This window comes from Rhodosalinus sp. 5P4 (assembly GCF_041365695.1).
Classification (GTDB): Bacteria; Pseudomonadota; Alphaproteobacteria; order Rhodobacterales; family Rhodobacteraceae; genus Rhodosalinus.
In genome coordinates, this window is the sequence record NZ_JBGFSJ010000006.1 from 1 (window position 1) to 23,198 (window position 23,198).

A 23,198-nucleotide genomic window follows, 5' to 3' on the forward strand; every position below is an offset into this window, starting at 1 on the left:
AGGAACTCGGCGAACCGTTCCGCCGCGACGCAATGAAAAAACCCGTCGCCGTCGCAGGAATAAACCCCGCCGACATGCGCGCCCAGGCCGTTTGAACATCCTTGTTTGCCCTCGCCCCGGGCGGCGATCTGCCCTAGCGTGCCCCCTGGCCCAGACAGCGAGACACGGATGACACACCGCCAGCCCCCTCTCGACCTCTCGCCACCCGTCTCGGACGAGGTCCGCAAGACGACCTGCTACATGTGCGCCTGCCGCTGCGGGATCGACGTGCACATGAAGGAGGGCCGCGTTGCCTATATCGAGGGCAACCGCGACCACCCGGTGAACCGCGGCGTTCTCTGCGCCAAGGGCTCCGCCGGGATCATGCAGCACAACGCGCCCTCGCGGCTGCGCGCGCCGCTGCGCCGGGTCGGCCCCCGGGGCTCGGGCGAGTTCGAGGAGATCACCTGGGAGGAGGCGCTGGAGACCGCCGCCGGCTGGATGAAGCCCCTGCGCGAGACCGCGCCGGAAAAACTCGCCTTCTTCACCGGGCGCGACCAGTCCCAGTCGCTCACCAGCTTCTGGGCGCAGCAGTTCGGCACGCCCAACTACGCCGCCCATGGCGGGTTCTGCTCCGTCAACATGGCGGCCGCGGGCATCTACACCATGGGCGGCGCGTTCTGGGAGTTCGGCCAGCCGGACTGGACGCACACGAAGCTCTTCATGATCTTCGGCGTGGCCGAGGACCACGACTCGAACCCCATCAAGATGGGCATCGGCGAGATCAAGGCGCGGGGCGCCCGGGTGATCGGCGTGAACCCCATCCGCACCGGCTACAACGCGGTCGCGGACGACTGGGTGGGGATCACGCCCGGCACGGACGGGCTTTTCATCCTCGCCCTCGTGCACGAGCTTCTGCGGGCGGGCCGGATCGATCTCGACTACCTCGCGCGGTGGACCAACGCCCCCGTCCTCGTGAACGGGGACGCGGCCTCGCCCGAACACGGGCTTTTCCTGCGCGACGACGAGGGCCGCCCGCTGGTGATCGACCGGCGCACCGGCAAGCCCGCGGCCTTCGACGCGCCGGGCGTGCGCCCCGATCTTGCGGCAAGCTGGCGCAAGGCGGGGGTCACGCACCGCCCGGTCATGCATCTGATCGCCGAGCGATACCTCGACCCGGCCCACGCGCCCGAGGCCGTGGCCGGGCGCTGCGGCGTGCCGGCCGAGCGCATCCGCGCGATCGCCGCGGAACTCGCCCGGGTGGCATTCGAGGAATCCTTCGAGGTCGCGCAGGAATGGACCGACTTCCGCGGCGAGACCCACGAGACGGTCACCGCGCGGCCCGTGAGCTTTCATGCGATGCGCGGCATCTCGGCCCATTCCAACGGCTTCCAGACGGCCCGCGCGCTTCACATGCTGCAGATCCTGCTCGGCACCGTCGAGCGGCCGGGCGGCTTCCGCTTCAAGCCGCCCTACCCGAAACCGCCCGAGGCGCATCCCCGACCCCATGCCCGCTGCGCGCCCGAGACGCCGCTCGCCGGCCCGCATCTGGGCTTCCCGCTCGGGCCGGAGGACCTATGCCTCGACGAGGCGGGCGATCCCGCCAGGATCGACAAGGCGTTCACCTGGGAAAACCCGCTCTCGGCGCACGGCATGATGCACATGGTGATCTCCAACGCCCATGCGGGCGATCCCTACCGGATCGACACGCTGTTCCTCTACATGGCGAACATGGCGTGGAACTCGTCGATGAACACGCGCGGCGTCGTCGAGATGCTGACCGACACCGACGAGGCGGGCGACTACGTCATCCCGCGGATCATCTATTCCGACGCCTATGCGTCGGAAATGGTGGCCTACGCGGATCTCGTGCTGCCCGACACGACATACCTCGAGCGGCATGACTGCATCTCGCTTCTCGACCGCCCGATCTCGGAGGCCGACGCCGCGGCGGACGCGATCCGCTGGCCCGTGGTGACGCCCGACCGCGACGTGCGCGGCTTCCAGTCGGTGCTGCTCGATCTCGGCGCGCGCCTCGGCCTGCCGGGCTTCGTGACCGATGACGGCGCGCCGAAATACGCGGACTATGCCGACTACATCGTCAACCACGAGCGCCGCCCCGGCGTGGGCCCACTTGCGGGCTGGCGGACGGGTGAGCACGGCCTCGCGCACGGGCGCGGGGCCGCCAACGCCGCGCAGCTCGAAAGCTACATCGCCAATGGCGGGTTCTTCCTGGCCGAGGTGCCGGAGGGCGCGCGCTACATGAAACCCTGGAACCGGGCCTACCAGGACTGGGCCGTGTCCATGGGGTTCTACGACGCGCCGCAGCCCTACCTCTTCCAGCTCTACGCCGAGCCGCTGCGCCGCTTCCAGCTCGCCGCCGAGGGGCATGGCGACCGCCAGCCGCCCGAACACCTGCGCGAACGGATCAAGGCCACGCTCGATCCGCTGCCCGCCTGGTACCCGCCCTTCTCGGACGGACACGCCGATCCGGCGGAATACCCCGTCCACGCGCTCACCCAGAGGCCCATGGCGATGTATCATTCCTGGGGCTCGCAGAACGCCTGGCTCCGTCAGATCCACGGGGTGAACCCGCTCTACATGCACCCCGACCTGATGCGGCGGCACGGGCTCGAAGAGGGCGACTGGGCACGGCTCGCCTCGCCCCACGGCGAGATCACCGTGCCCGTGGCGGCGATGGCCGCGCTCAACCCCGACACGGTCTGGACCTGGAACGCCATCGGCAAGCGCAAGGGCGCCTGGGCGCTGGACCGCGACGCGCCGGAGGCGACGAAGGGTTTCCTGCTTAACCACCTGATCCACGAGCTTCTGCCCGAGCGCGGCGACGGGCTGCGCTGGTCGAATTCAGACCCGGTGACCGGGCAGGCGGCATGGTTCGACCTGCGCGTGAGGATCGAGAAGTCGAAACCGCCGGAAGAGGCGCTGCCGGTCTTCGACGCGCTCGCCTCGCCCGTTCCCGCGCCCCCCGCGGAACTGAAATGGAAGATCTGAGAATGGGCGCTGAGATGCTGCAGGAGATGAGCCGGGCGAGCCTCGGCCCGCGCACGCGCGAAGGGAGGCACGCATGACCGAACTGCCCGCACGGACCGAGCGCAAGCTCGGCCTCGTGATCGACCTCGACACCTGCGTGGGCTGTCACGCCTGCGTCGTGGCCTGCAAGGGCTGGAACACGCAGGCCTACGGCGCGCCGCTCTCCGATCAGGATCCCTATGGCGCCGATCCGTCGGGCACTTTCCTGAACCGGGTACATTCCTACGAGATCACGCCGGCGGACGGCGCGCCGCAGCTCGTGCATTTCCCGAAATCCTGCCTGCATTGCGAGGACGCGCCCTGCGTCACCGTCTGCCCCACCGGCGCCTCCTACAAGCGGTCCGAGGACGGGATCGTGCTGGTGAACGAGGACGCCTGCATCGGCTGCGGCCTCTGCGCCTGGGCTTGCCCCTACGGCGCGCGAGAGATGGACCAGGCCGAGGGCGTGATGAAGAAATGCACGCTCTGCGTGGACCGCATCTACAACGAAAACCTGGCCCCCGAGGACCGGGAGCCGGCTTGCGTGCGCACCTGCCCGGCAGGCGCGCGGCATTTCGGCGACCTGGGCGACCCCGAGAGCGACGTCTCGAAGCTGGTGGCCGAGCGCGGCGGGATCGATCTCATGCCCGAGCAGGGCACGAAGCCCGTGAACAAGTATCTGCCCCCGCGCCCGCGCGACCGGCTGGAGGCTGCGCCCCCCGCGGCCCTGGAACCGGTGGCCGACGCGCCCGGGGGGTTCCTTGGCTGGCTTGACCGGGCGCTCGACCGACTGCCCGGGGGCCAGGACTGATGCATCCCGCGCCTTCGCTCATCGCCTTCACCACGCTTTCGGGCGCCGGGTTCGGGCTGCTTTTCTTTCTCGGGCTCGGCATCCCCGGCGTGACCGGCTGGACCGCCTTCGCCTTCTTCGCGATCGCCTACGCGCTGGCGGGGGGCGGGCTGCTCTCGTCCACGCTGCACCTGGGCCACCCCGAGCGCGCGGCGCTCGCCTTCACACAGTGGCGGACGAGCTGGCTCTCGCGCGAGGCCTGGGCGGCGGTCGCCACGCTTGTCGTGATGGCGATCTACGGCGCGGGGCTCGTCTTTTTCGAGGCCCGGATCGTCCCGCTCGGCTGGATCGGGGCGGCGGGCGCGCTGGGAACCGTCTTCACGACCTCCATGATCTACGCGCAGATGCGCACGGTGCCGCGCTGGCACACCGCGCTGACGCCGGCGCTTTTCCTCGCCTTCGCGCTGGCGGGCGGGGCGCTTCTGGCGGGCGAGGTCCGGCTGGCGAGCTTTCTGATGCTGGGCCTCGCGGGCTTGCAGATCGCGTGGTGGATCACCGGCGACCGCCGCTTCGGCGAAGGCGGGACGGACATGGGCACCGCCACCGGGCTCGGCGGCGCCGTGCGCGCGTTCGAGCCGCCGCATACCGGGCCCAACTACCTGCTGCGGGAGATGGTGTTCGTGGTGGGCCGCCGGCATGCCGGGCGGCTCCGGGTCATCGCGGTGCTGCTCATGGCGCTGCTGCCCGCCTCGGTGCTTCTGCTGCCGCTGGGCCATGCGGGGGCCGCGGTCGCGGTGCTTTCGCATCTGGCCGGCGCCGCGGCGTCACGCTGGCTCTTCTTCGCCGAGGCCGAGCACGTCGTGGGGCTTTACTACGGCGCACGGTGAGGCGCGCGACCGTTCAGCCCGTCGAACCCTTCCACCAGTCCCGCAGGCGGTGACGGCGCTCGGCCACGCTGTCGCCGACATCCTCCAGCATCGGATCGATCCGGTTACGGCGGAAGCGGCGCCAGCGCACCCAGATCGCCCAGAAGACCGCCGCGGCGAAGACCAGGATCACGATGCTGACCCACGGGATCACCCGCGCGTCGGGCCCCGAGGCCGCACGGATGCCCACGGCGTTCGGATAGATCGACAGGATTTCCGACCGCCAGCCGTAATGGGTCACCACGAGCCAGCGCGGGTCGTCCTTGGTGGAGCGCAGATCGGCCGCGTCCGCCTGGAGGTTGGCGGTGTCGAACTTGAAATAGGGCGGCCAGCCCCAGCCCGTGTCCTCGTTGCGGTAGATGATCGGGCGATCGTTGGGCCTGCGCGCCTGGATGAAGAACACGTCGCGCCCGGGCACGCCCTGCGCCTGGCCGGTGTTCGCGTTGGTCCAGAAGATCGAGTTCTCGCCGAAATCGACGCGCTTCTCGTAGGTGTCCGTGACGCGCACGATGTCGTGCTGCGGCAGCGTGTAGTGGAAGAACGCCGCCACGAGGAGCCAGAACAGCGCGATCAGCCCCCATTTCACGTAGGTCATGGCATTCTCCCGTCAGTGATAGTTCACGAAGTAGATGATCGCCGCCACGAGGCAGATGGGCACCACGTAGACACCGAGCAAGAGCTTTCGCCGGACGGAGCCGTCATAACGCTCCAGGCCGCGGCGCACGAAGGCCTCGCGGTCGCCTTTCCGGCCCTTCTCGGCCCATCTTTCCTCCAGCTTCTCGCGGCGCACCGCGCGGGACCAGAGCGAGAGGCTGACATAGATCACCGTCAGCGCGACGAATCCGAAAATGATGAGTCGTGCAAGCGCCGCCATGGCTCTCTCCCCCGTGTCGAGTTGCCGCCAAGCGAGCGGCCCCCGTCCCGAAGGAGATACGCGCCGCGGGCACGCGGGGCAACGCCCCGCGGCCGCGCGCGCTCAGGCGATCACGTTGTGGTCGGGGCCGTAGGGAAAGCCCGTGATGTTCTCGGCGCCGTCCTCGGTGACGACGAGGATGTCGTGCTCGCGGTAGCCGCCGGCGCCCGGCCGGCCCTCGGGGATCGTCAGCATCGGCTCCATCGAGACGACCATGCCCGGCTCGAGCACCGTCTCCACATCCTCGCGCAGTTCGAGCCCCGCCTCGCGGCCGTAGTAATGCGACAGGATCCCGAAGGAATGGCCGTAGCCGAAGCTGCGGTATTGCAGGAGGTCGCGCTCGGCGAAGAAGGCGTTGATCCGGGCGGTGATCTCGTCGCAGCGCGCGCCGGGACGGATGAGCGACAGGCCCAGCTCGTGGGCGGCCACGTTGGCCTCCCAGATCGCGCGGGTCGCGGCGTCCGGCGCGCCGAGCGTCAGCGTCCGCTCGAGCGCGGTGTAATATCCCGAGATCATCGGGAAGGTGTTGAGCGACAGGAGGTCCCCCACCTCGAGCCGCCGCGCCGTCACCGGGTTGTGGGCCCCGTCGGTGTTGAGCCCCGACTGGAACCAGACCCAGGTGTCGCGATACTCGCCCTCGGGGAAGGCGTCGGCGATGGCGCGCTCCATCGCGTCGCGGCCGGCCATGGCCACGTCGATCTCGCGGGCGCCCTCGGCGATCGCCTCGCGGATCGCCCAGCCGCCCAGGTCGGCGATGCGCGCCCCCTCGCGGATGAGCGCGATCTCGGCGGGCGATTTCACCATGCGCTGGCGCATGGCGGGGCGCGCCACGTCGCGCAGCTCACGCGGGGCGAGGAAGGCGCGCAGCTTTTCCGCCTCGGCGAGCGTCAGGTGGTCCTCCTCCATGCCTACGGCGCGGCCTTCGCCCGCGACATGGCGCGCGGCGCGCCAGAAATTGTCGCGCGCCCAGTCGGTGTAGGTGAGGTTGTAGCCGTGGCAGCGCCGCCAGGGCTGGCCGCCGTCGATGCCGGCGCTGATCGTGACCGAGGTCTCGGGCGTGACGACCAGCCCGTAGGGCCGGCCGAAGGCGCAGTAGAGGAAGCCAGAGTAGTAGGCGACGTTGTGCATCGAGGTCAGCACCGCCGCGTCGAGCCCCGCCTCGGCGAGGATCCGGCGCAGCCCGGCGAGGCGGGCCTCGTACTCCTCGGCGCCGAAGGGCAGTGGCGCCTTGGCGCCGTTGTGGAATGTCAGGAACTGGGAACGTTCGGTCATAGCGACCCTCCCTCCGAAGAAAGAAAGGTCCCGGCGTGCAGGACGGCCAGGGGGCGCATCCGCCGCCGCGGATGCGGCGACGCCATCGCCCCGCCCCGGCGCTCTCTTGCCATTCCCCGAGCGTCCGGGCAAGCGCCTGCGCGCGGTCAGGCGAGAAGTTCGCGCACGAGGTCGCTCTCGGGCGCAGCCAGCGCGTCGATCACGTCGAAATGGTGCCGTCCCGGATCGGCGTGCCAAGCGACGCCCCACGCCTCGGCCAGCCAGCGCGCCTGGTCGAGGAAGGCCGGGAGTTCCGCGCCGCCGACCCAGGCGGTTGTCGGCATCTGCGGCGGCGGCTGGTTCACCGGGCTTTCCGCCGCCGCCTCCGCCGCGTCGATCCCGAGGATGTCGTTCATCGAGGTTTCCATCAGCGGCGCGAGATCGGCGAGCGCCGAGATCGGCACCACCCGCGCCAGCCGCGCCGCCACCGGGGCGGGCAGCATGCCCGGCGCGCACATCCGCGCCACGAGATGCCCGCCCGCCGAATGGCCGGTGAGCCGCAACGGCCCCGCCACGCGGCCGGCCGCCGCGGTCACGGCGGCGGCGATCTGCCGGGTGATGTCGGCGATCCGCACCTCGGGGCAGAGGTCGTAGGACGGCATCGCCACCGCCCAGCCCCGGGCGAGCGGGCCGGCGGCGAGATGCGACCAGAAATGCCGGTGCATGGATTTCCAGTAGCCGCCATGCACGAACACCACGAGGCCCGCTGCCGCGCCCGCCGGGTGGAAAAGGTCGAGGCGCTGCCGCTCCGACGGGCCGTAGCTGCGCCCCAGTTCGGCCCGTTCGCCCAGGCCCGCGCGAAACGCCCCTGCCGCCGCTTCCCAGCGCGGCGGGTAGCCGGCCGATTCGGGAACGTGATCGGAATTGGAATAGGCCGCGTCCATCTGCATCGCCCGGGCCTCCTTCGTCGCGGAACTGGACATTCCTAGACGGAATTGCTTTGCCTGTGCCATCTCGAACCTTGCGCGGAGGACGCCATGCTCGACCAGCCCACCAACCTGCCCGGACTTCTGAAGGACCCCTCGCTTCTGGTCACGCAGGCTTTCGTCGGCGGCGCCTGGGTCGACGGAGAGGGCGGCGCGACCTTCAGCGTGACCAACCCCGCCCGCGGAGACGTCATCGCCGAGGTGGCCGATGCAAGCCGCGCCCAGGCGGCCGAAGCCATCGAAGCGGCCCATGCCGCGCAGAAGGACTGGGCCGCGATGACCGGCAAGGAGCGCGCGGCCATCCTGCGCCGCTGGTTCGACCTGATGATGGAGAACCAGGACGACCTGGCCACGATCCTCACCGCCGAGCAGGGCAAGCCGCTCGCCGAGGCGAAGGGCGAGATCGCCTACGGCGCCGGTTTCATCGAGTTCTTCGGCGAGGAGGCCAAGCGCGTCTACGGCGAGACGATCCCCGGCCACCAGCGCGACAAGCGCATCACCGTGCTCAAGCAGCCCATCGGCGTCGCGGCCTCGATCACGCCCTGGAACTTCCCGACCGCCATGATCGCGCGCAAGGCCGGCCCGGCGCTTGCAGCGGGCTGCAGCTTCGTGGCGCGGCCCGCCTCCGAGACGCCGCTTTCGGCGCTGGCGATGGCGCTGCTGGCCGAGCGCGCGGGCGTGCCCGCTGGGGTTCTCTCCGTCGTTCCCTCCGAGGCGGCCTCCGAGATCGGCAAGGAGTTCTGCGAGAACCCGCTCGTGCGCAAGCTGACCTTCACCGGCTCGACCGAGGTGGGGCGCATCCTGCTGCGGCAGGCGGCGGACCAGGTGATGAAGTGCTCCATGGAGCTTGGCGGCAACGCGCCCTTCATCGTGTTCGACGACGCCGACCTCGACCAGGCGGTGGAGGGCGCGATCCTGTGCAAGTTCCGCAACGCCGGGCAGACCTGCGTCTGCGCCAACCGGATCTACGTGCAGGCGGGCGTCTACGACGCCTTCGCCGAGAAGCTCGCGACGCGCGTGGGCGAGATGAAGGTCGGCGACGGGCTGGAGGAGGGCACCGATCTCGGCCCGCTGATCTCGACCGAGGCGATCGAGAAGGTGCAGAACCACATCGCCGACGCCGAATCGAAGGGCGCGCAGGTGATCCTCGGCGGGCGGACCGACCAGATGCCCGGCACGTTCCTGCAGCCCACGATCGTAACCGGCGCCACCCAGGAGATGGTCGTGGCCCGCGAGGAGACCTTCGGCCCCCTCGCGCCGCTCTTCCGCTTCGAGACCGAGGACGAGGCGATCGCCATGGCCAACGACACGATCTTCGGCCTCGCCGCCTATTTCTACGCCCGTGACATCGGCCGCGTGACCCGCGTCCAGGAGGGGCTGGAATACGGCATCGTCGGCGTGAACACGGGCATCATCTCGACCGAGGTCGCGCCGTTCGGCGGCGTGAAGCAGTCGGGCCTCGGCCGCGAGGGCAGCCATCACGGGATCGAGGAGTTCCTCGAGATGAAATACGTCTGCACGAGCGTCTGAACACCGCCGCCGCGGCGCGAGGACGGAGCGGGACCGGCGGATCGCGGGCGCGGGCATCCCATGAGGGTCCCGGAAGGCCCGCCGCCGGCGTCTCCGAGCGCGCCGGCGCGAGACGAGGGCGCGCACCCGAGGCGCACCGCCCGACAGGAACCGGAGGGGCAGGATGGACAGCGCAGCTCTGATCGAACGGGCGCACCGCAAGGGCGACGCGGCCTCGCGCGCCGTCTACTCGCCCTGCGAGCGTTACCGCTACAGCCTGACGCGGGTCTGGGATCCGACCTCGGGCCGCGCGCATTTCATCATGCTGAACCCCTCCACCGCGACGGAGCTGCAGAACGACCCGACGGTGGAACGCTGCGAACGGCGCGCGCGGGCGCTGGGCTTCGGCGCCTTCACCGTCACCAACATCTTCGCCTGGCGCGAGACCGACCCGGCGGCCATGCGCCGGGTGCCCGATCCCGTGGGCCCCGGCAACGACGCCGCGATCGTCGCGGCCTGCGCGGGCGCGGACATCATCGTCGCCGCGTGGGGCACGCACGGCGCGCATCTCGGGCGCGGGGCGGCCGTGGCGGCGCTTCTGCGCGAGGCGGGCGTGACGGTGCATCATCTGGGCTTGACCAAGGGCGGGTTCCCGCGACATCCGCTCTACGTCGCCTACGCGACACGCCCGCGCCCCTGGGATCTCGACGTGCAGGAGACGGAACATGGCTGACGAGCCCCTGGCCCCCCTCGACCGCGGCACGGCGAAGCGCCTCGCCGAGGCGCTGGAAGAGATCGTGGCGCACCGCATCGTCCGCATCCACGACTCCGTCTGGCGGGTGCTGCTGTTCCAGTTCATGCGCGGCCTGGCCTTCGGCTTCGGAACGGTGATCGGCGCCTCGATCCTCGTCTCCTTCGTGGTCGTGGCGCTGTCCCAGGTGGAATTCGTGCCGATCATCGGCGACTGGGCCACCCAGGTCATCGAGGAGATCGAGGAGGGCGCCGCGTCGCGGGACACCGTGCCGCCGCGCTGAGCCGGCCGGCGGCCGGCCGATTTCTCCTTTTCATCCGGGCGGATTCGCCCTATACGCCCGCATCCGCCCGCGCGGGCGGACCGTCTCCATGGGCCTTGCTGGACGACATCCCGGCTCGCGCCATGAACGCAACCTCTCGGAAAGGAGATCACGATGTCGATCACTGTCGAGAAGAAGGCGCAGGTCATGAAGGACTTCGCCACCAAGGAGGGCGACACCGGGTCGCCCGAGGTCCAGGTGGCCATCCTGACCACGCGCATCGAGGCGCTCACCGAGCACTTCAAGACGCACAAGAAGGACAACCACTCCCGCCGCGGCCTGCTCAAGCTGGTGGCCCAGCGGCGCAAGCTTCTGGACTACCTCAGGGCCAAGGAAGAGTCGCGCTATCAGGACCTGATCAAGCGCCTCGGCATCCGCCGCTGAGAGAGTTTCCGGGAGGCGCGGGCGAAAGTCCGCGCCTCTCTCGCTTTCCGCGGGGCCCCTGGCCCCCGGAGCCGGCGAAACATCCGCTCGACCGCGCCACCAGCCCCTGCGGCGCGGAAGGTTGAAGGACGGGGCCGGACGGCAATGGGGCCGTCCGACGCGAAACGGCCAAGGGGGATGGGCCCCGGCGGCCAGGATAGGATACGTGATGTTCGACGTAACGACGAAATCGATGCAGTGGGGGGAAGAGACCCTCACCCTGGAGACGGGCAAGGTGGCCCGTCAGGCCGACGGGACCGTCATCGCCACGCTGGGCGAGACCTCGGTCATGGCCAATGTGACATTCGCCAAAGCCCGCAAGCCGGGAATGGATTTCCTGCCGCTGACGGTTCACTACCAGGAAAAGTATTACGCGGCGGGCAAGGTGCCCGGCGGGTTCTTCAAGCGCGAGGCGCGTCCCACCGAGAAGGAGACGCTGACCGCGCGGCTGATCGACCGGCCGATCCGGCCGCTCTTCGCGCCCGGCTTCAAGAACGAGGTGCTCGTGATGTGCACCGTTCTCAGCCACGACCTCGTGAACGATCCCGACATCGTGGCGATGATCGCGGCCTCCGCCGCGCTGACCCTCTCGGGCGTGCCCTTCATGGGACCGATCGCGGGCTGCCGCGTGGGCTATGCGGACGGCGAGTATGTCCTCAACCCCGATGTCGAGGACATGCACAACCTGCGTCTCAACCCCGAGCAGCGGCTCGACCTCGTGGTCGCCGGCACCCGTGACGCGGTGATGATGGTCGAGTCGGAGGCGTACGAGCTGTCCGAGGACGAGATGCTGGGCGCGGTGACCTTCGCGCATGAGCAGATCAAGCCGGTGGTCGACCTGATCGTCGATCTGGCCGAAGCCGCGGCCAAGGACCCCTTCGACTTCCAGCCGCCGGATTACACGGACATCGCGGCCCGGGTGCGGGAGCTCGGCGAGGAGAAGATGCGCGCGGCCTTCGCGATCACCGACAAGCAGGAGCGCAGCAACGCCATCGAGGCCGCCCGCGAGGAGGTGAAGGCGCAGCTCACCGAGGAAGAGCGCGCGCACGAGAACCTCGGCGACGCCTTCAAGAAGCTCGAGTCCTCCATCCTGCGCGGCACCATCATCGAGGGCGGCGCGCGGATCGACGGACGGGACCATGAAACGGTTCGCCCGATCGTGAGCGAGGTGGGCCTTCTGCCCCGCACCCACGGCTCGGCGCTGTTCACCCGCGGCGAGACGCAGGCGCTGGTCGTGACGACGCTGGGCACCGGCGACGACGAACAGTTCGTCGACGCGCTGCACGGCACCTTCAAGCAAAGCTTCCTGCTGCACTACAACTTCCCGCCCTATTCCGTGGGCGAGGCCGGCCGCGTCGGCCCCCCCGGACGGCGCGAGATCGGCCACGGCAAGCTCGCCTGGCGCGCGCTTCAGGCGGTTCTGCCGCCGCCGACGGATTTTCCCTACACGATCCGCATCGTGTCGGAGATCACCGAGTCGAACGGCTCCTCTTCCATGGCCTCGGTCTGTGGCGGCTCGCTGTCGATGATGGATGCGGGCGTGCCGCTGAAGGCGCCGGTCGCGGGTGTGGCCATGGGCCTCATCCTCGAGGAGGACGGCCGCTTCGCCGTACTCACCGACATTCTCGGCGACGAGGACCACCTCGGCGACATGGACTTCAAGGTGGCCGGCACCGAAAAGGGCATCACCTCGCTGCAGATGGACATCAAGGTCGCGGGCATCACGTCCGAGATCATGCGCCAAGCCCTCGCCCAGGCGAAGGACGGGCGGATGCACATCCTGTCCGAGATGAACAAGGCGCTGTCGTCCGCGGGCGAGTTCTCGGTCCACGCGCCGCGCATCGAGACCATGCAGATCCCGACGGACAAGATCCGCGAAGTGATCGGCTCGGGCGGCAAGGTGATCCGCGAGATCGTCGAGGAGTCGGGCGCCAAGGTGGACATCAACGACGAGGGCATCATCAAGATCGCCTCGCCGAACGCCGAGGCCATCCAGAAGGCCTATGACATGATCCACGCCATCGTGGCCGAGCCCGAGGAGGGCAAGATCTACAAGGGCACGGTGGTGAAGCTGGTCGATTTCGGCGCCTTCGTGAACTTCTTCGGCAAGCGCGACGGGCTGGTGCATGTCAGCCAGATCGCGCCGAAGCGGCTCAACCACCCCTCCGACGTTCTTCAGGAAGGCCAGGAGGTCTGGGTGAAGCTTCTGGGCTTCGACGACCGCGGCAAGGTCCGGCTGTCGATGAAGGTCGTCGATCAGGAGACCGGCGAAGAGATCTCCAAGGAGGCGGAGTCGGCGCAGGGCTGACGCGCGTCGCAGTTTTCGCGGAACAGGACGGGCGCCCCTCGGGGCGCCCGTTTCCTTTGCGCCCGGGCGCCCTCGCGGAGCCGCACGGGTCGCGCGCGCTCAGATGATCTCGTCCTCGTCGAAGAGCGGCGGCGCGTCGATCTCCGCTTCCATCGCCTCGAGCGCGGCTTCGGCATGGGTGGCGCGGTGGGTCGCCGCGATGTGGAAAAGCGCGTCGCCCTCGTTCACCACCGGCATGTTGGTGCGTCCGACGACGATGCCCGTTTCCTCGGCGGTCACCTCGGCGTCCATCTCGCCGAAGGGATCCGAGATGGTGGCGAGCAGCGTGCCTTCCTCCACCAGATCGCCGGTGCCGCGATAGGCGCGCATGAGCCCGCCCACCGGGGCGCGGTACCAGGTCGAACTGCGGCAGAGCACCGGCCTGCCCTTCGGCTTCGGCACCCCCTTCGATCCGATCATGCCGATGTGGCGCATGACGCGCAGGATCCCGGCAACGCCCGCCCGCGCGGCGTATTCGTCGAAGCGAAGCCCCTCTCCCGCCTCGTAAAGCAGCACGTCCACGCCGGCGCCCTCGGCGGCCATGCGCAGGCTGCCATCGCGCAGCTTCGACTCCATCATCACCGGCGCGCCGAAGGCCCGGCCCAGTTCGACGAGGCGGTCGTTGCCCGGGTTGAGCCGGATCTGCGGCAGGTTCGTGCGCCGGATCGCCGCCGAGTGCAGGTCGATCCCGAGATCGGACCGCGCCACGATCTCTTCCATGAAGAGGTTGGCCAGGCGCGAGGCGAGCGATCCGCTGGCGTGGCCGGGAAAGCAACGGTTCAGATCGCGCCGGTCCGGCAGGTAGCGGGAATGGTTGAGAAACCCGAAGGTGTTGACGATGGGCACCGCCATCAGCGTGCCGGACAGCGCATCGAGGGGCTTTGCGCGCAGAAGCCGGCGCACCACCTCCACCCCGATCACCTCGTCGCCGTGGATCGCCGCCGAGACGAACAGCGTCGGCCCGGGGCGCCTGCCATGCACGACATGGGCCGACATCGTGACCGGCGTATGATCCGAGAGGATCGAGACCGGCAGGTCCACCGTGCGCCGGGTGCCCGGCGCGATGGTCTGGCCGCCCAGTTCGAAGCTCTCGCGTTTCGGTGACATTGCCGCCTCCGCCATCCCGTATCGTCCGGGGCGGGGATAGGGGCCGGTGCGGGACAAGTCCAGCCGTCTTGGCGGCGCGGCCCGCCGTCCCCGCGCGGCCACGAAAAAGGGCCCCGCCCGGCGGCGGGGCCCTTCGGATCTTGCGGGCGGCGGTCTGCGGCTCAGGCCGGCCGCTTGGTCAGGCGCAGGTAGGGCAGCTTGAAATCCACGTCGCCGAACTTCTCCTTCGCCTCCTCGTCCGAGACGGTCAGCGCCACGATCACGTCCTGCCCGGGCACCCAGTTCGCGCCGGTCGCGATCGGGGTCTGGTAGGTGGCCTGGAGCGCGTCGAGCGCGCGCAGCACCTCGGCGAAGTTGCGGCCCACCGACATCGGGTAGGTCATGATGAGCTGCACCTTCTTGTCGGGCGAGATGATGTAGACCGAGCGCACGCTGGCCGAGTCCGCGGCGGTGCGGCCGTCGGGCAGGTAGGCGTCGGCCGGCAGCATGTCGAACTGCTTCGACACCGCCAGGTCCACGTCCGCGATGATCGGAAAGTCGGCCGTGGTCTCGGCATAGGTCTCGATGTCGGACTTCCACTTCACGTGGTCCTCCGTATCGTCCACCGACAGGCCAATCACCTTGGTGTTGCGCTTGACCCATTCATCGGCCAGCTGCGCCACTGCACCGAACTCGGTGGTGCAGACCGGGGTGAAATCCTTCGGGTGAGAAAAGAGGATCGCCCAGCTGTCGCCGATCCAGTCATGGAAGGTGATGGATCCCTGATCCGTCTCGGCGGTAAAATTCGGCACGGTATCGTTGATGCGAAGTCCCATGATGTCTCCTTTTCTGTTCGAATCGCGCGGATTACATTCCACGTTTGAGATATGTCATCTCTAGCCTATTCGCACGCCCCTTGCACGGGAAGGGGGGCGGTGACAGAGTGCCGCACAAGCCCGACCGCACGGTCGAATGTGCACCGAGGAGGACCGACGACAATGATCGAGAAGCACCAGTTCTACATCGACGGCCAGTGGGTCGACCCCCGCGAGGGCCGCACCCATCACGTCATCGACCCCTCGACCGAAGAGCCTTGCGCCGCGATCTCGCTGGGCGGTCAGGCCGACACCGACGCCGCCGTGGCCGCCGCCCGCGCGGCCTTCCCCGGCTGGATGGCGACGCCGCCCGCCGAGCGCATCGCGCTTCTCGAGAAGCTCCTCGAGATCTACAAGCGCCGCTGGGACGAGATGGCGCAGGCGATCAGCCTGGAGATGGGCGCGCCGATCGACATGGCGCAGAGCGCGCAGGCCGGCGCGGGCTACGGTCACCTCAAGAACTTCGTGCGCGAGGGCAAGGCGTTCGCGTTCGAGCGCCCGCTGGGCGAGCACGCGCCCAACGACCGCATCATCTACGAGCCGATCGGCGTCGCGGCCATGATCACGCCGTGGAACTGGCCGATGAACCAGATCACGCTGAAATTCGGCGCCGCGGTCGTGGCGGGCTGCACCATGGTCCTGAAACCCTCGGAGGAAAGCCCGCTCAACGCGCTTCTCTTCGCCGAGATGGTCGACGAGGCGGGCTTCCCGCCGGGCGTGTTCAACCTCGTGAACGGCGACGGGGCCGGCGTGGGCTCTCAGCTTTCCGCTCACGCGGATGTGGACATCATCAGCTTCACGGGCTCCACCCGCGCGGGCATCGCGATCTCGAAGAACGCGGCGGACACGCTGAAGAAGGTCCACCTCGAGCTCGGCGGCAAGGGCGCCAACCTCGTCTTCGCCGACGCCGACGAGAAGGCGGTCAAGCGCGGCGTGCTGCACATGATGAACAACTCCGGCCAGTCCTGCAACGCGCCCTCGCGAATGATCGTGGAACGTTCGGTCTACGACCGCACCGTGGAGGCCGCCACCGAGATCGCCGAAAAAGTGGCGGTCGGGCCCGCCTCGGAAGAGGGCAAGCATATCGGCCCCGTGGTCAACGAGACGCAGTTCAACAAGATCCAGGATCTCATCCAGACCGGCATCGACGAGGGCGCGCGCCTCGTGGCCGGCGGCGTGGGCCGTCCCGAAGGCATGAACCGGGGCTTCTACGTCCGGCCCACGGTCTTCGCCGACGTGACCCACGAGATGACGATCGGCCGCGAGGAGATCTTCGGCCCCGTGCTCTCGATCATGGCCTTCGAGGACGAGGCCGACGCGGTGCGGCTGGCCAACGATACCGAGTACGGTCTCACGAACTACGTCCAGACGGGCGACCCGGCGCGGGCCAACCGCCTCGCCCGACAACTCCGCTCCGGCATGGTCGAGATGAACGGCCAGTCCCGTGCCGCGGGCTCGCCCTTCGGCGGCATGAAGCGGTCGGGCAACGGCCGTGAGGGCGGCGTCTGGGGCATCGAGGACTTCATGGAGGTCAAGGCGGTCTCCGGCTGGACCCCCGACGCGGACTGATCCGCGCATCGGCGCACAGAACCGGCGCGGTGGCGCCGGTTCCCTCCCCCGCCCGCGCCCCTACCTCTCAGACCGACGAATGCGAAAGGAGGCGGCGCAATGCTCACCGACATCGACGGGCTCCACCACGTGACGTCGCTGGCCAGCGGCGCGCGGGCCAACGACGATTTCTTCACCCGCGTGCTCGGCCTGCGGCGGATCAAGACCACGGTCAATTTCGACAATCCCCGCGTCTATCACCTCTATTACGGCGACCGGATCGGAACGCCCGGCACGGTGATGACGTATTTCCCCTTTCCGGACGCCTCGCGCGGCACGCCCGGCACCGGGGAGACCGGGCATGTCGCCTTCTCGATCCCGCCGCGCAGCGCGGCGGCCTGGCGCGAACGTCTGCGCGCCGCGGGGGTCGAGAGCACGGAGGAACGCCTCTTCGACGAAACCCGCCTCGTCTTCGCCGGCCCCGACGGCGAGCGCCTCGTGCTGGTCGAGGCCGAGGACGACCGCGCGCCCTGGCTCGAGGGCGGCATCCCGCCGAACATGGCGATCCGCGGGCTTCATTCCGTCTCGCTGCGCGTGGCCGAACGCGAGCCGATGATGAAGCTTCTTCGCTTCATGGGCTTCGAGGAGACCGGCGCGGAAGGGTCCGTCACGCGCCACGCCGACGGGCCCGGTACCGCGGGACACATCGTCGAGCTCGACCACCGCCCCGACATGGCGCCCGCGCAGGAAGGCGCGGGCTCGGTCCATCACGTCGCCTTCCGGACCGCCGACAGGGCGTCGCAGACGAGGATCCGCGAGGCGCTGGAACAGGCGGGGCATCGCGTGACCGAGCTGCGCGACCGCGACTACTTCTTCGCGATCTACTTCCGGACGCCGGCCGGCATCCTCTTCGAGGTGGCCACCGACGAGCCCGGCTTCGCCCGCGACGAGCCGGTGGAGACGCTGGGCCAGTCCTTGTGCCTGCCCGCGCAGCACGCCCATCTGCGCGAAGAGCTCGAACGCACGCTCGAGCCGCTGCCGGAACCGGCCTCCGCCGAGGCCTGACCGGGCGCCCTCAGAACGGCGCGGGCGCGCGGAAACTCGTGCCCGCCCCGCCATCGGGGTGGTGGATGCGCAACTCCTCGGAATGGAGCATCATGCGCGGCCAGTCCCGCGCCGCGCCCTCGGCGTAGAACGGATCGCCGAGGATCGGGTGGCCCAGCTCGGCCATGTGCACCCGAAGCTGGTGGCTCCGCCCCGTCTTCGGCATCAGTTTCACCCGCGTCTCCCCCTCCTCCCGGCGCTGCACGCGCCATTCCGTCAGCGCGGGCTTGCCGGTCTCGAAGCAGACCTTCTGGCGGGGGCGGTTGGGCCAGTCCACGATCAGCGGCAGTTCCACCGTGCCGCTGCGCGGCTCGAGCCGCCCGGCCACCCGCGCGACATAGGTCTTGCGCGTCTTCCGCCGCTCGAACTGCAGCCCGAGATTGCGTTGCGCCGGGGCGGTGAGCGCAAAGACAATGACGCCCGAGGTGTCGCGGTCCAGCCGGTGGACGAGCAGCGCCTCGGGAAAGACCGCCTGGACCCGGGCGAGCAGACAGTCGGCGAGATGCGCGCCCCGCCCCGGCACCGAGAGAAGCCCCGCGGGCTTGTCCACCACGACGATCTCGTGATCGGAATGGAGGATTTGCAACGGCTCTTGCGGAGGGTCGTAGGCATCGGACATGTCGCGCGCTGCTACCGTCCGGCGGCGCGGGTGTCCAGACGCGTGGACCGCGCCGGATTGACGGACCGCGCCGGAGCCGTTACGCCCCGGCGCTTCCGAAAGAGGACGGGGGACGAAATGGCACGCAGGCGCAAGGGGCGCGACATCTCCGGCTGGCTGGTGGTGGACAAACCCGCGGGACCCACCTCCACCCATGTGGTCAACGTGGTGCGCCGGGCGCTCGACGCGAAGAAGGCGGGACATGCGGGAACGCTCGACCCGGCGGCGACAGGGGTTCTGGCCGTCGCGCTCGGCGAGGCCACCAAGACGGTTCCCCATGTCACGGATGCGCTCAAGGCGTATGTCTTCACCGTCCGCTTCGGGCAGGCGACCGACACCGACGACGCCGAGGGCAAGGTGATCGCGGAAAGCGACGCGCGCCCCACCGACGCGGAGATCAAGGCCGCGCTGCCCGCCTTCCTGGGCGACATCATGCAGGTGCCGCCGCAATACTCGGCGGTCCGGGTGGAAGGCCAGCGCGCCCATACGCTGGCGCGCGGCGGCGCGGCGCTCGACCTCGCGCCCCGGCCCCTCTGGGTGGAGGAGTTGCTGCTCGCCGATCGCCCGGACCGCGATCATGCGGTGCTGGAGATGGTGTGCGGCAAGGGCGGCTATGTCCGGGCGCTCGCCCGCGATCTCGGCCGCGCGCTGGGCTGCCATGCCCATGTGACGACGCTGCGCCGCAGCTGGTCCGGCCCCTTCGTCGCCGAGGACGGCCTTTCGCTTCAGGAGGTGGAGGCGCTGGCGGGAGATCCCGCGCTCGACGAGCGGCTCCTCCCGCTGGAGGCCGGTCTTTCCGAACTGCCCCAGGCCCGCGCCACGGCCGAGGCGGCCGCGCGGCTGCGCCACGGCAACCCGGCCCCGGTGGTCGCCAACGGGCTCGACTACGGCGAGGAGTGCTGGGCCTCCTGCGACGGGCGCGCGGTGGCCGTGGGGCGCTACCGGGCGGGAGAGCTGCACCCGGCACGCGTCTTCCGCGATGACGGCTAAGGCGCGGCAGCCCCGATCCGGGCACGAAAAAGGGGGGCGCCTCGGCGCCCCCCTTTCGCGTCCGGGCCATTGGCCTCCGGATCAGTTGACCGCTTTCGCGTCCACCACGTCCTTGTCGGTGGCGGCATCCTCGGCCTTCGCGATCTCGATCCGGCGGGGCTTCAGCGCCTCCGGGATCTCGCGCTTGAGGTCGATGTGCAGCATGCCGTCGGTGTGGCTCGCGCCGGTCACGCGCACATGATCGGCAAGCTGGAACCGGCGCTCGAACGCGCGGGTGGCGATGCCGCGGTGCAGGAAAGTGCGGCCCTCGTCCTCTTCCCTCTCGGCCTTGCGGGCCGAGACGACGAGCGCGTTTTCCTTCACCTCGACCGACAGGTCGTCCGCGGTGAAACCGGCCACCGCGATGGAGATGCGGTAGGCGTCCTCGGCCGTCTTCTCGATGTTGTAGGGCGGATAGCTGGGCTGGCTCATGTCGCTGGCCATGACCCGATCCATCATGTCGGCGACGCGGTCGAAACCGACGGTGGCCCGGTAAAGCGGTGCAAGATCGAACGTACGCATATGGTCATCCTCCTTCAGAGCGATAACGGTTGGTAGCCTTCCCCGGAGGGACAGGCGTTTCATGCCGGCAGCCCATGAGGCGCCCCCGGCATGGTTGGATCTGGGAAGACGTCCGCGCCGTTTCAAGCCCGTTCAGGGCCGGACGAACCGTGCCCCGCCCACCGCGGCCGGCGCCCCGCCCACCGTGACGCGGCGCGCGCCCGGCGAGGGGCCCGCCACCGGCGCGTCGCCGTGGCGCAGGCGGCGCCGCAGTTCGGGCACCACCTCGGCGAGCGGCGCACCGAAGGAGCGCGGCGGCCCGTCCTCGGGGCCGCCCATCGACGACACCAGCGCGAGGATGCGCGCGCGGGTGCCATAGCGCACGAACACCGGCGCGCCGGAAGAGCCGAAGGTCACGTCGCAGTCGAAGACCATGATTCCCGGAGCCTCGTCCAAGAGCCGGCAGCGGCGCTGGCGCGCGGGCGCCTCGGACCGCCCCTCGCCGTAGGAGACCACGCTCACCTCGTCGCCGGGCCGGGGATCGACATGCACCCGGAAGGGATCGGCGACGGCCGCGCCGATGGGCTCCGCAAGGCGCAGAAGCGCCACGTCGTGGCGCACCATGTCTCCACGGATGCTGCCGTCGCGCGAAGGTTCGTAGGCCTCGGGCATGGCCAGCCGCGCGCCCCGCCGCTCTGCCAGCGCGCGCCCGTTCATGTATCCGGCGCGAAAGACGACCTGTTCGGGCGGCACCGGCGCGCCCGTGTCGCGGAAGAACAGGCAATGCGCGGCGGTCAGCACCAGATCGTCGGCGATCAGAACGCCCGTGCAGTATCCGTTTCCGGCCACGTCCACGCGGCCCACCGCCTCCCAGCCCATCAGGTCAGAGCGAAGCTGCATCTGCCGCGGCGCCTCCGCGGCGACGAGGCCCGGAAGGACGAAAAGCGCGATGAGCGCCACGACACGCGCCCGGACCCTCATGGCCGGACGAACTTCGCCCCGGCCGGCGGGCGGGTCGCCCCGTCCGCGCCCATGCTCGGCACCAGCCTGAGATCCAGGTCCATGCGGGCGGAGGCCATCTCGGCCTGCAGGAGGGCCAGCGGCTCTGCCAGCGCGGTGCCCAGTGCCACCTTCGCGCCGCCATACTCGGCCTTGGCCGACACGACGGACACGATGCGCGGCTCGCCCGCGTCGAAGCTGAACACCGGCGCGCCAGAGGCCCCGAAATCCACCTCGCAGTCCATCACGAGCACGCCGTACTGCCGGGCGCGCACGCCGCAGACCTCTTGCAGAGAGGGTGCCTCGGCCCGGTCGCGCGCGTAGGACACGACGCCGATCCGCGCGCCTGGCAGCGGATGCTCGCCCGTCCGGAACGGAATGACGCCGGTATTGCGGATCGGGTGGTGCAGTTCGAGAAGCGCCACGTCGTCGCGCACCCGCGAGGCCGAGGTTTCCGTCTGGAAGCGGTAATTGGGATGCGCCACCGCCCGGCGCACCTGCCGGTAGGCTTCCGCGCGGCCGTTCCGCCAGCCGGCCAGGAACTCGATATCGGTCACCTCGATCCGGGCGCCGGTCTCCCGGTCGTAGAGGCAATGCGCCGCCGTCAGCACCAGATCAGGCGCGATCAGCGCGCCCGTGCAGAAGCCCCGTCCGCCGAGCTCCAGCCGGCCGACGGCTTCCCAGCCGCGGTTCTGCTCGCTCGTTTCCAGCATGCGCAGCGCGCCGTCCGCGGCCGAGGCCACGGGCGCGACGAGCGCGACCAGAAGGGCGAAAAGGGCGACGGGACGCATGAGGCCTATCCTTGGCGGTCGCGACACACCCGGAATAGAGAAAAGTTGAGGCGAAACTACGGCACGAACCTATCCGGCACGGAAACGCAGCGTTTCCGCAACACGGGGCGGGCAGGGCCCGCCGGTCACCCAGTCGAGAAGTTCGACGGTGTGCACGACCGGAATCTCCGTCCCGCCGCCGATCTGCATCATGCAGCCGATATTGCCGGTGGCGATCACGTCCGGGGCGCGCGCCTCGAGCGTGCGCACCTTGCGCGCCTTGAGCTGCCCCGAGATCTCGGGCTGCATCAGGTTGTAGGTGCCCGCCGAGCCGCAGCAGAGATGGCTGTCGGCCGGCTCGACCACCTCGAAGCCCGCGCGCTTCAGCAATGTCTTGGGGGCCGCCTTCACCTGCTGGCCGTGCTGAAGCGAGCAGGCCGCGTGATAGGCCACGCGCAGCCCCTGCGCCGGTCCCTCGGGCAGCCCGAGTTCGGATAGCACCTCGCTCACGTCGCGGGCGCGGAGGGCCACCCGATGCGCCTCGTCGGCGAGCGCGTGGCCCTCGAACATGTGGCCGTAATCCTTCACCGTCGTGCCGCATCCGGAGGTGTTGACGACGATGGCGTCGAGGCCCTCTCCGTCCATCTCGCGGGTCCAGGCGCGGATGTTGGCCGCCGCGCTCGCGTGGCTTTCCGCGGTCTTGCCCATGTGATGGGTGAGCGCGCCGCAGCAGCCCGCGCCCTCGGCCACGACGACCTCGCAGCCCAGCCGCGTGAGCAGGCGGATCGTCGCGTCGTTGATGTCGGTATTGAGCGCGCGCTGCGCGCAGCCCGTCATCAGCGCCACGCGCTTGCGGCGCGCGCCTTCCGCCGGAAAGACCTGCGGGTCGTCGTTGCGGCTCACGGGCGGGATGGTGGCGGGCGCCATGTCCAGCATCGCCCGGAGCCGCTTGTCCGGCACGAGGCCGCGGAACGGCCGCCCGATCTTCGCGGCGAGAAGCGCCACGCGGAACCGCGTCGGATGGGGCAGGATGCGCGCCAGCATCCAGCGCAGCGCCCGGTCGCGCCAGGGGCGGTCGTAGGTCGTCTCGATATATTCCCGCGCGTGGTCCACGAGATGCATGTAATGCACGCCCGAGGGGCAGGTGGTCATGCAGGCGAGGCAGGAGAGGCAGCGGTCGATGTGCAGCACCGTCCTGTCGTCGGGCACCCGCTCGTTCTCCAGCATGTCCTTGATGAGGTAGATGCGGCCGCGGGGCGAATCGAGCTCGTCGCCCAGCACCTGGTAGGTCGGGCAGGTCGCCGTGCAGAATCCGCAATGAACGCAGCTGCGCAGGATGTCGTTGGACCGCTGCATCGCCGGATCGGCGAGCTGCTCTGGGCTGAAGGTGGTCTGCATGGC

Annotated in this window: 22 protein-coding genes; 11 read left to right on the forward strand and 11 right to left on the reverse strand. The window is 69.8% G+C overall.

The window, feature by feature from the left end; genetic code table 11:
• The first annotated feature begins 168 nt into the window (after positions 1-168).
• From AB6A69_RS12320 to AB6A69_RS12330, 3 genes are all read left to right on the forward strand, one after another.
• A complete protein-coding gene (locus AB6A69_RS12320) occupies positions 169-2,991 on the forward strand; it encodes a molybdopterin oxidoreductase family protein (RefSeq protein WP_371060994.1) in 2,823 nt (940 codons plus the stop codon).
• A gap of 73 nt (positions 2,992-3,064) precedes the next feature.
• The gene (locus AB6A69_RS12325; RefSeq protein WP_371038291.1) at positions 3,065-3,820 is read left to right on the forward strand and encodes a 4Fe-4S dicluster domain-containing protein; all 756 of its coding nucleotides are present in this window, start codon (positions 3,065-3,067) and stop codon (positions 3,818-3,820) included.
• Complete coding sequence (locus AB6A69_RS12330; protein WP_371060995.1) at positions 3,820-4,686, forward strand: dimethyl sulfoxide reductase anchor subunit family protein; 867 nt, start codon at positions 3,820-3,822, stop codon at positions 4,684-4,686. Before AB6A69_RS12325 ends, AB6A69_RS12330 begins: the two co-directional genes overlap by 1 nt.
• Positions 4,687-4,699: 13 nt before the next feature.
• Here AB6A69_RS12330 and AB6A69_RS12335 read toward each other — a convergent pair whose 3' ends face one another.
• From AB6A69_RS12335 to AB6A69_RS12350, 4 genes are all read right to left on the reverse strand, one after another.
• Complete coding sequence (locus AB6A69_RS12335) at positions 4,700-5,320, reverse strand: DUF1523 family protein (RefSeq protein WP_371060996.1); 621 nt, start codon at positions 5,318-5,320, stop codon at positions 4,700-4,702.
• 12 nt (positions 5,321-5,332) lie between these two features.
• On the reverse strand, positions 5,333-5,599 hold the full coding sequence (locus tag AB6A69_RS12340; protein WP_371038288.1) for a hypothetical protein: 267 nt from the start codon (positions 5,597-5,599) through the stop codon (positions 5,333-5,335).
• A gap of 102 nt (positions 5,600-5,701) precedes the next feature.
• Positions 5,702-6,910, reverse strand: a complete 1,209-nt coding sequence (locus AB6A69_RS12345; protein ID WP_371060997.1) for an aminopeptidase P family protein — start codon at positions 6,908-6,910, stop codon at positions 5,702-5,704.
• Positions 6,911-7,056: 146 nt separating this feature from the next.
• Entirely contained in the window at positions 7,057-7,839 is a 783-nt protein-coding gene (locus tag AB6A69_RS12350; RefSeq protein ID WP_371061139.1) for an alpha/beta hydrolase, read from the reverse strand.
• 87 nt (positions 7,840-7,926) lie between these two features.
• Between AB6A69_RS12350 and AB6A69_RS12355 the strand changes: the two genes are divergently transcribed.
• The 5 genes from AB6A69_RS12355 to pnp all read left to right on the forward strand — a co-directional run bounded on the left by AB6A69_RS12355 (position 7,927) and on the right by pnp (position 13,188).
• Positions 7,927-9,405 carry an NAD-dependent succinate-semialdehyde dehydrogenase gene (locus tag AB6A69_RS12355; RefSeq protein ID WP_371060998.1) on the forward strand — a complete coding sequence of 493 codons (1,479 nt, stop codon included), beginning with the start codon at positions 7,927-7,929 and terminating at the stop codon, positions 9,403-9,405.
• Positions 9,406-9,583: 178 nt separating this feature from the next.
• Positions 9,584-10,117: a DUF1643 domain-containing protein gene (locus AB6A69_RS12360; RefSeq protein ID WP_371061140.1), complete on the forward strand. Its 534-nt coding sequence runs from the start codon at positions 9,584-9,586 to the stop codon at positions 10,115-10,117.
• Positions 10,110-10,418, forward strand: a complete 309-nt coding sequence (locus tag AB6A69_RS12365; protein WP_371038284.1) for a DUF5665 domain-containing protein — start codon at positions 10,110-10,112, stop codon at positions 10,416-10,418. Before AB6A69_RS12360 ends, AB6A69_RS12365 begins: the two co-directional genes overlap by 8 nt.
• Before the next feature lie 153 nt (positions 10,419-10,571).
• Positions 10,572-10,841 carry a 30S ribosomal protein S15 gene (gene rpsO, locus AB6A69_RS12370; RefSeq protein ID WP_371038283.1) on the forward strand — a complete coding sequence of 90 codons (270 nt, stop codon included), beginning with the start codon at positions 10,572-10,574 and terminating at the stop codon, positions 10,839-10,841.
• A 208-nt stretch (positions 10,842-11,049) separates the two neighbouring features.
• Positions 11,050-13,188, forward strand: coding sequence for a polyribonucleotide nucleotidyltransferase (gene pnp / locus AB6A69_RS12375; protein ID WP_371060999.1), 2,139 nt, complete (start codon positions 11,050-11,052; stop codon positions 13,186-13,188).
• A 99-nt stretch (positions 13,189-13,287) separates the two neighbouring features.
• Here the strand turns inward: pnp and AB6A69_RS12380 are convergent, their stop codons facing one another.
• Positions 13,288-14,334, reverse strand: a complete 1,047-nt coding sequence (locus tag AB6A69_RS12380; protein WP_371061000.1) for a succinylglutamate desuccinylase/aspartoacylase family protein — start codon at positions 14,332-14,334, stop codon at positions 13,288-13,290.
• Between the two features lie 161 nt (positions 14,335-14,495).
• On the reverse strand, positions 14,496-15,149 hold the full coding sequence (locus AB6A69_RS12385) for a peroxiredoxin (RefSeq protein WP_371061001.1): 654 nt from the start codon (positions 15,147-15,149) through the stop codon (positions 14,496-14,498).
• Positions 15,150-15,311: 162 nt separating this feature from the next.
• Between AB6A69_RS12385 and AB6A69_RS12390 the strand changes: the two genes are divergently transcribed.
• Both AB6A69_RS12390 and AB6A69_RS12395 read left to right on the forward strand, forming a co-directional pair.
• Positions 15,312-16,757, forward strand: a complete 1,446-nt coding sequence (locus tag AB6A69_RS12390) for an aldehyde dehydrogenase family protein (protein ID WP_371061002.1) — start codon at positions 15,312-15,314, stop codon at positions 16,755-16,757.
• Between the two features lie 99 nt (positions 16,758-16,856).
• A complete protein-coding gene (locus AB6A69_RS12395) occupies positions 16,857-17,801 on the forward strand; it encodes a ring-cleaving dioxygenase (protein ID WP_371061003.1) in 945 nt (314 codons plus the stop codon).
• A 10-nt stretch (positions 17,802-17,811) separates the two neighbouring features.
• Here the strand turns inward: AB6A69_RS12395 and AB6A69_RS12400 are convergent, their stop codons facing one another.
• Positions 17,812-18,459, reverse strand: a complete 648-nt coding sequence (locus AB6A69_RS12400) for a pseudouridine synthase (RefSeq protein ID WP_371061004.1) — start codon at positions 18,457-18,459, stop codon at positions 17,812-17,814.
• Positions 18,460-18,576: 117 nt separating this feature from the next.
• Here AB6A69_RS12400 and truB point away from each other — a divergent pair, with 117 nt between their 5' ends.
• A complete protein-coding gene (gene truB, locus AB6A69_RS12405) occupies positions 18,577-19,488 on the forward strand; it encodes a tRNA pseudouridine(55) synthase TruB (protein ID WP_371061005.1) in 912 nt (303 codons plus the stop codon).
• Positions 19,489-19,569: 81 nt separating this feature from the next.
• Here the strand turns inward: truB and AB6A69_RS12410 are convergent, their stop codons facing one another.
• The 4 genes from AB6A69_RS12410 to glcF all read right to left on the reverse strand — a co-directional run bounded on the left by AB6A69_RS12410 (position 19,570) and on the right by glcF (position 23,195).
• Positions 19,570-20,049, reverse strand: coding sequence for an Hsp20 family protein (locus AB6A69_RS12410; RefSeq protein WP_371038276.1), 480 nt, complete (start codon positions 20,047-20,049; stop codon positions 19,570-19,572).
• 132 nt (positions 20,050-20,181) lie between these two features.
• Positions 20,182-21,009: a serine protease gene (locus AB6A69_RS12415; protein WP_371056704.1), complete on the reverse strand. Its 828-nt coding sequence runs from the start codon at positions 21,007-21,009 to the stop codon at positions 20,182-20,184.
• Positions 21,006-21,818: a serine protease gene (locus AB6A69_RS12420; protein ID WP_371038274.1), complete on the reverse strand. Its 813-nt coding sequence runs from the start codon at positions 21,816-21,818 to the stop codon at positions 21,006-21,008. Before AB6A69_RS12420 ends, AB6A69_RS12415 begins: the two co-directional genes overlap by 4 nt.
• 69 nt (positions 21,819-21,887) lie before the next feature.
• On the reverse strand, positions 21,888-23,195 hold the full coding sequence (gene glcF / locus AB6A69_RS12425; protein ID WP_371061006.1) for a glycolate oxidase subunit GlcF: 1,308 nt from the start codon (positions 23,193-23,195) through the stop codon (positions 21,888-21,890).
• Positions 23,196-23,198: the final 3 nt, after the last annotated feature.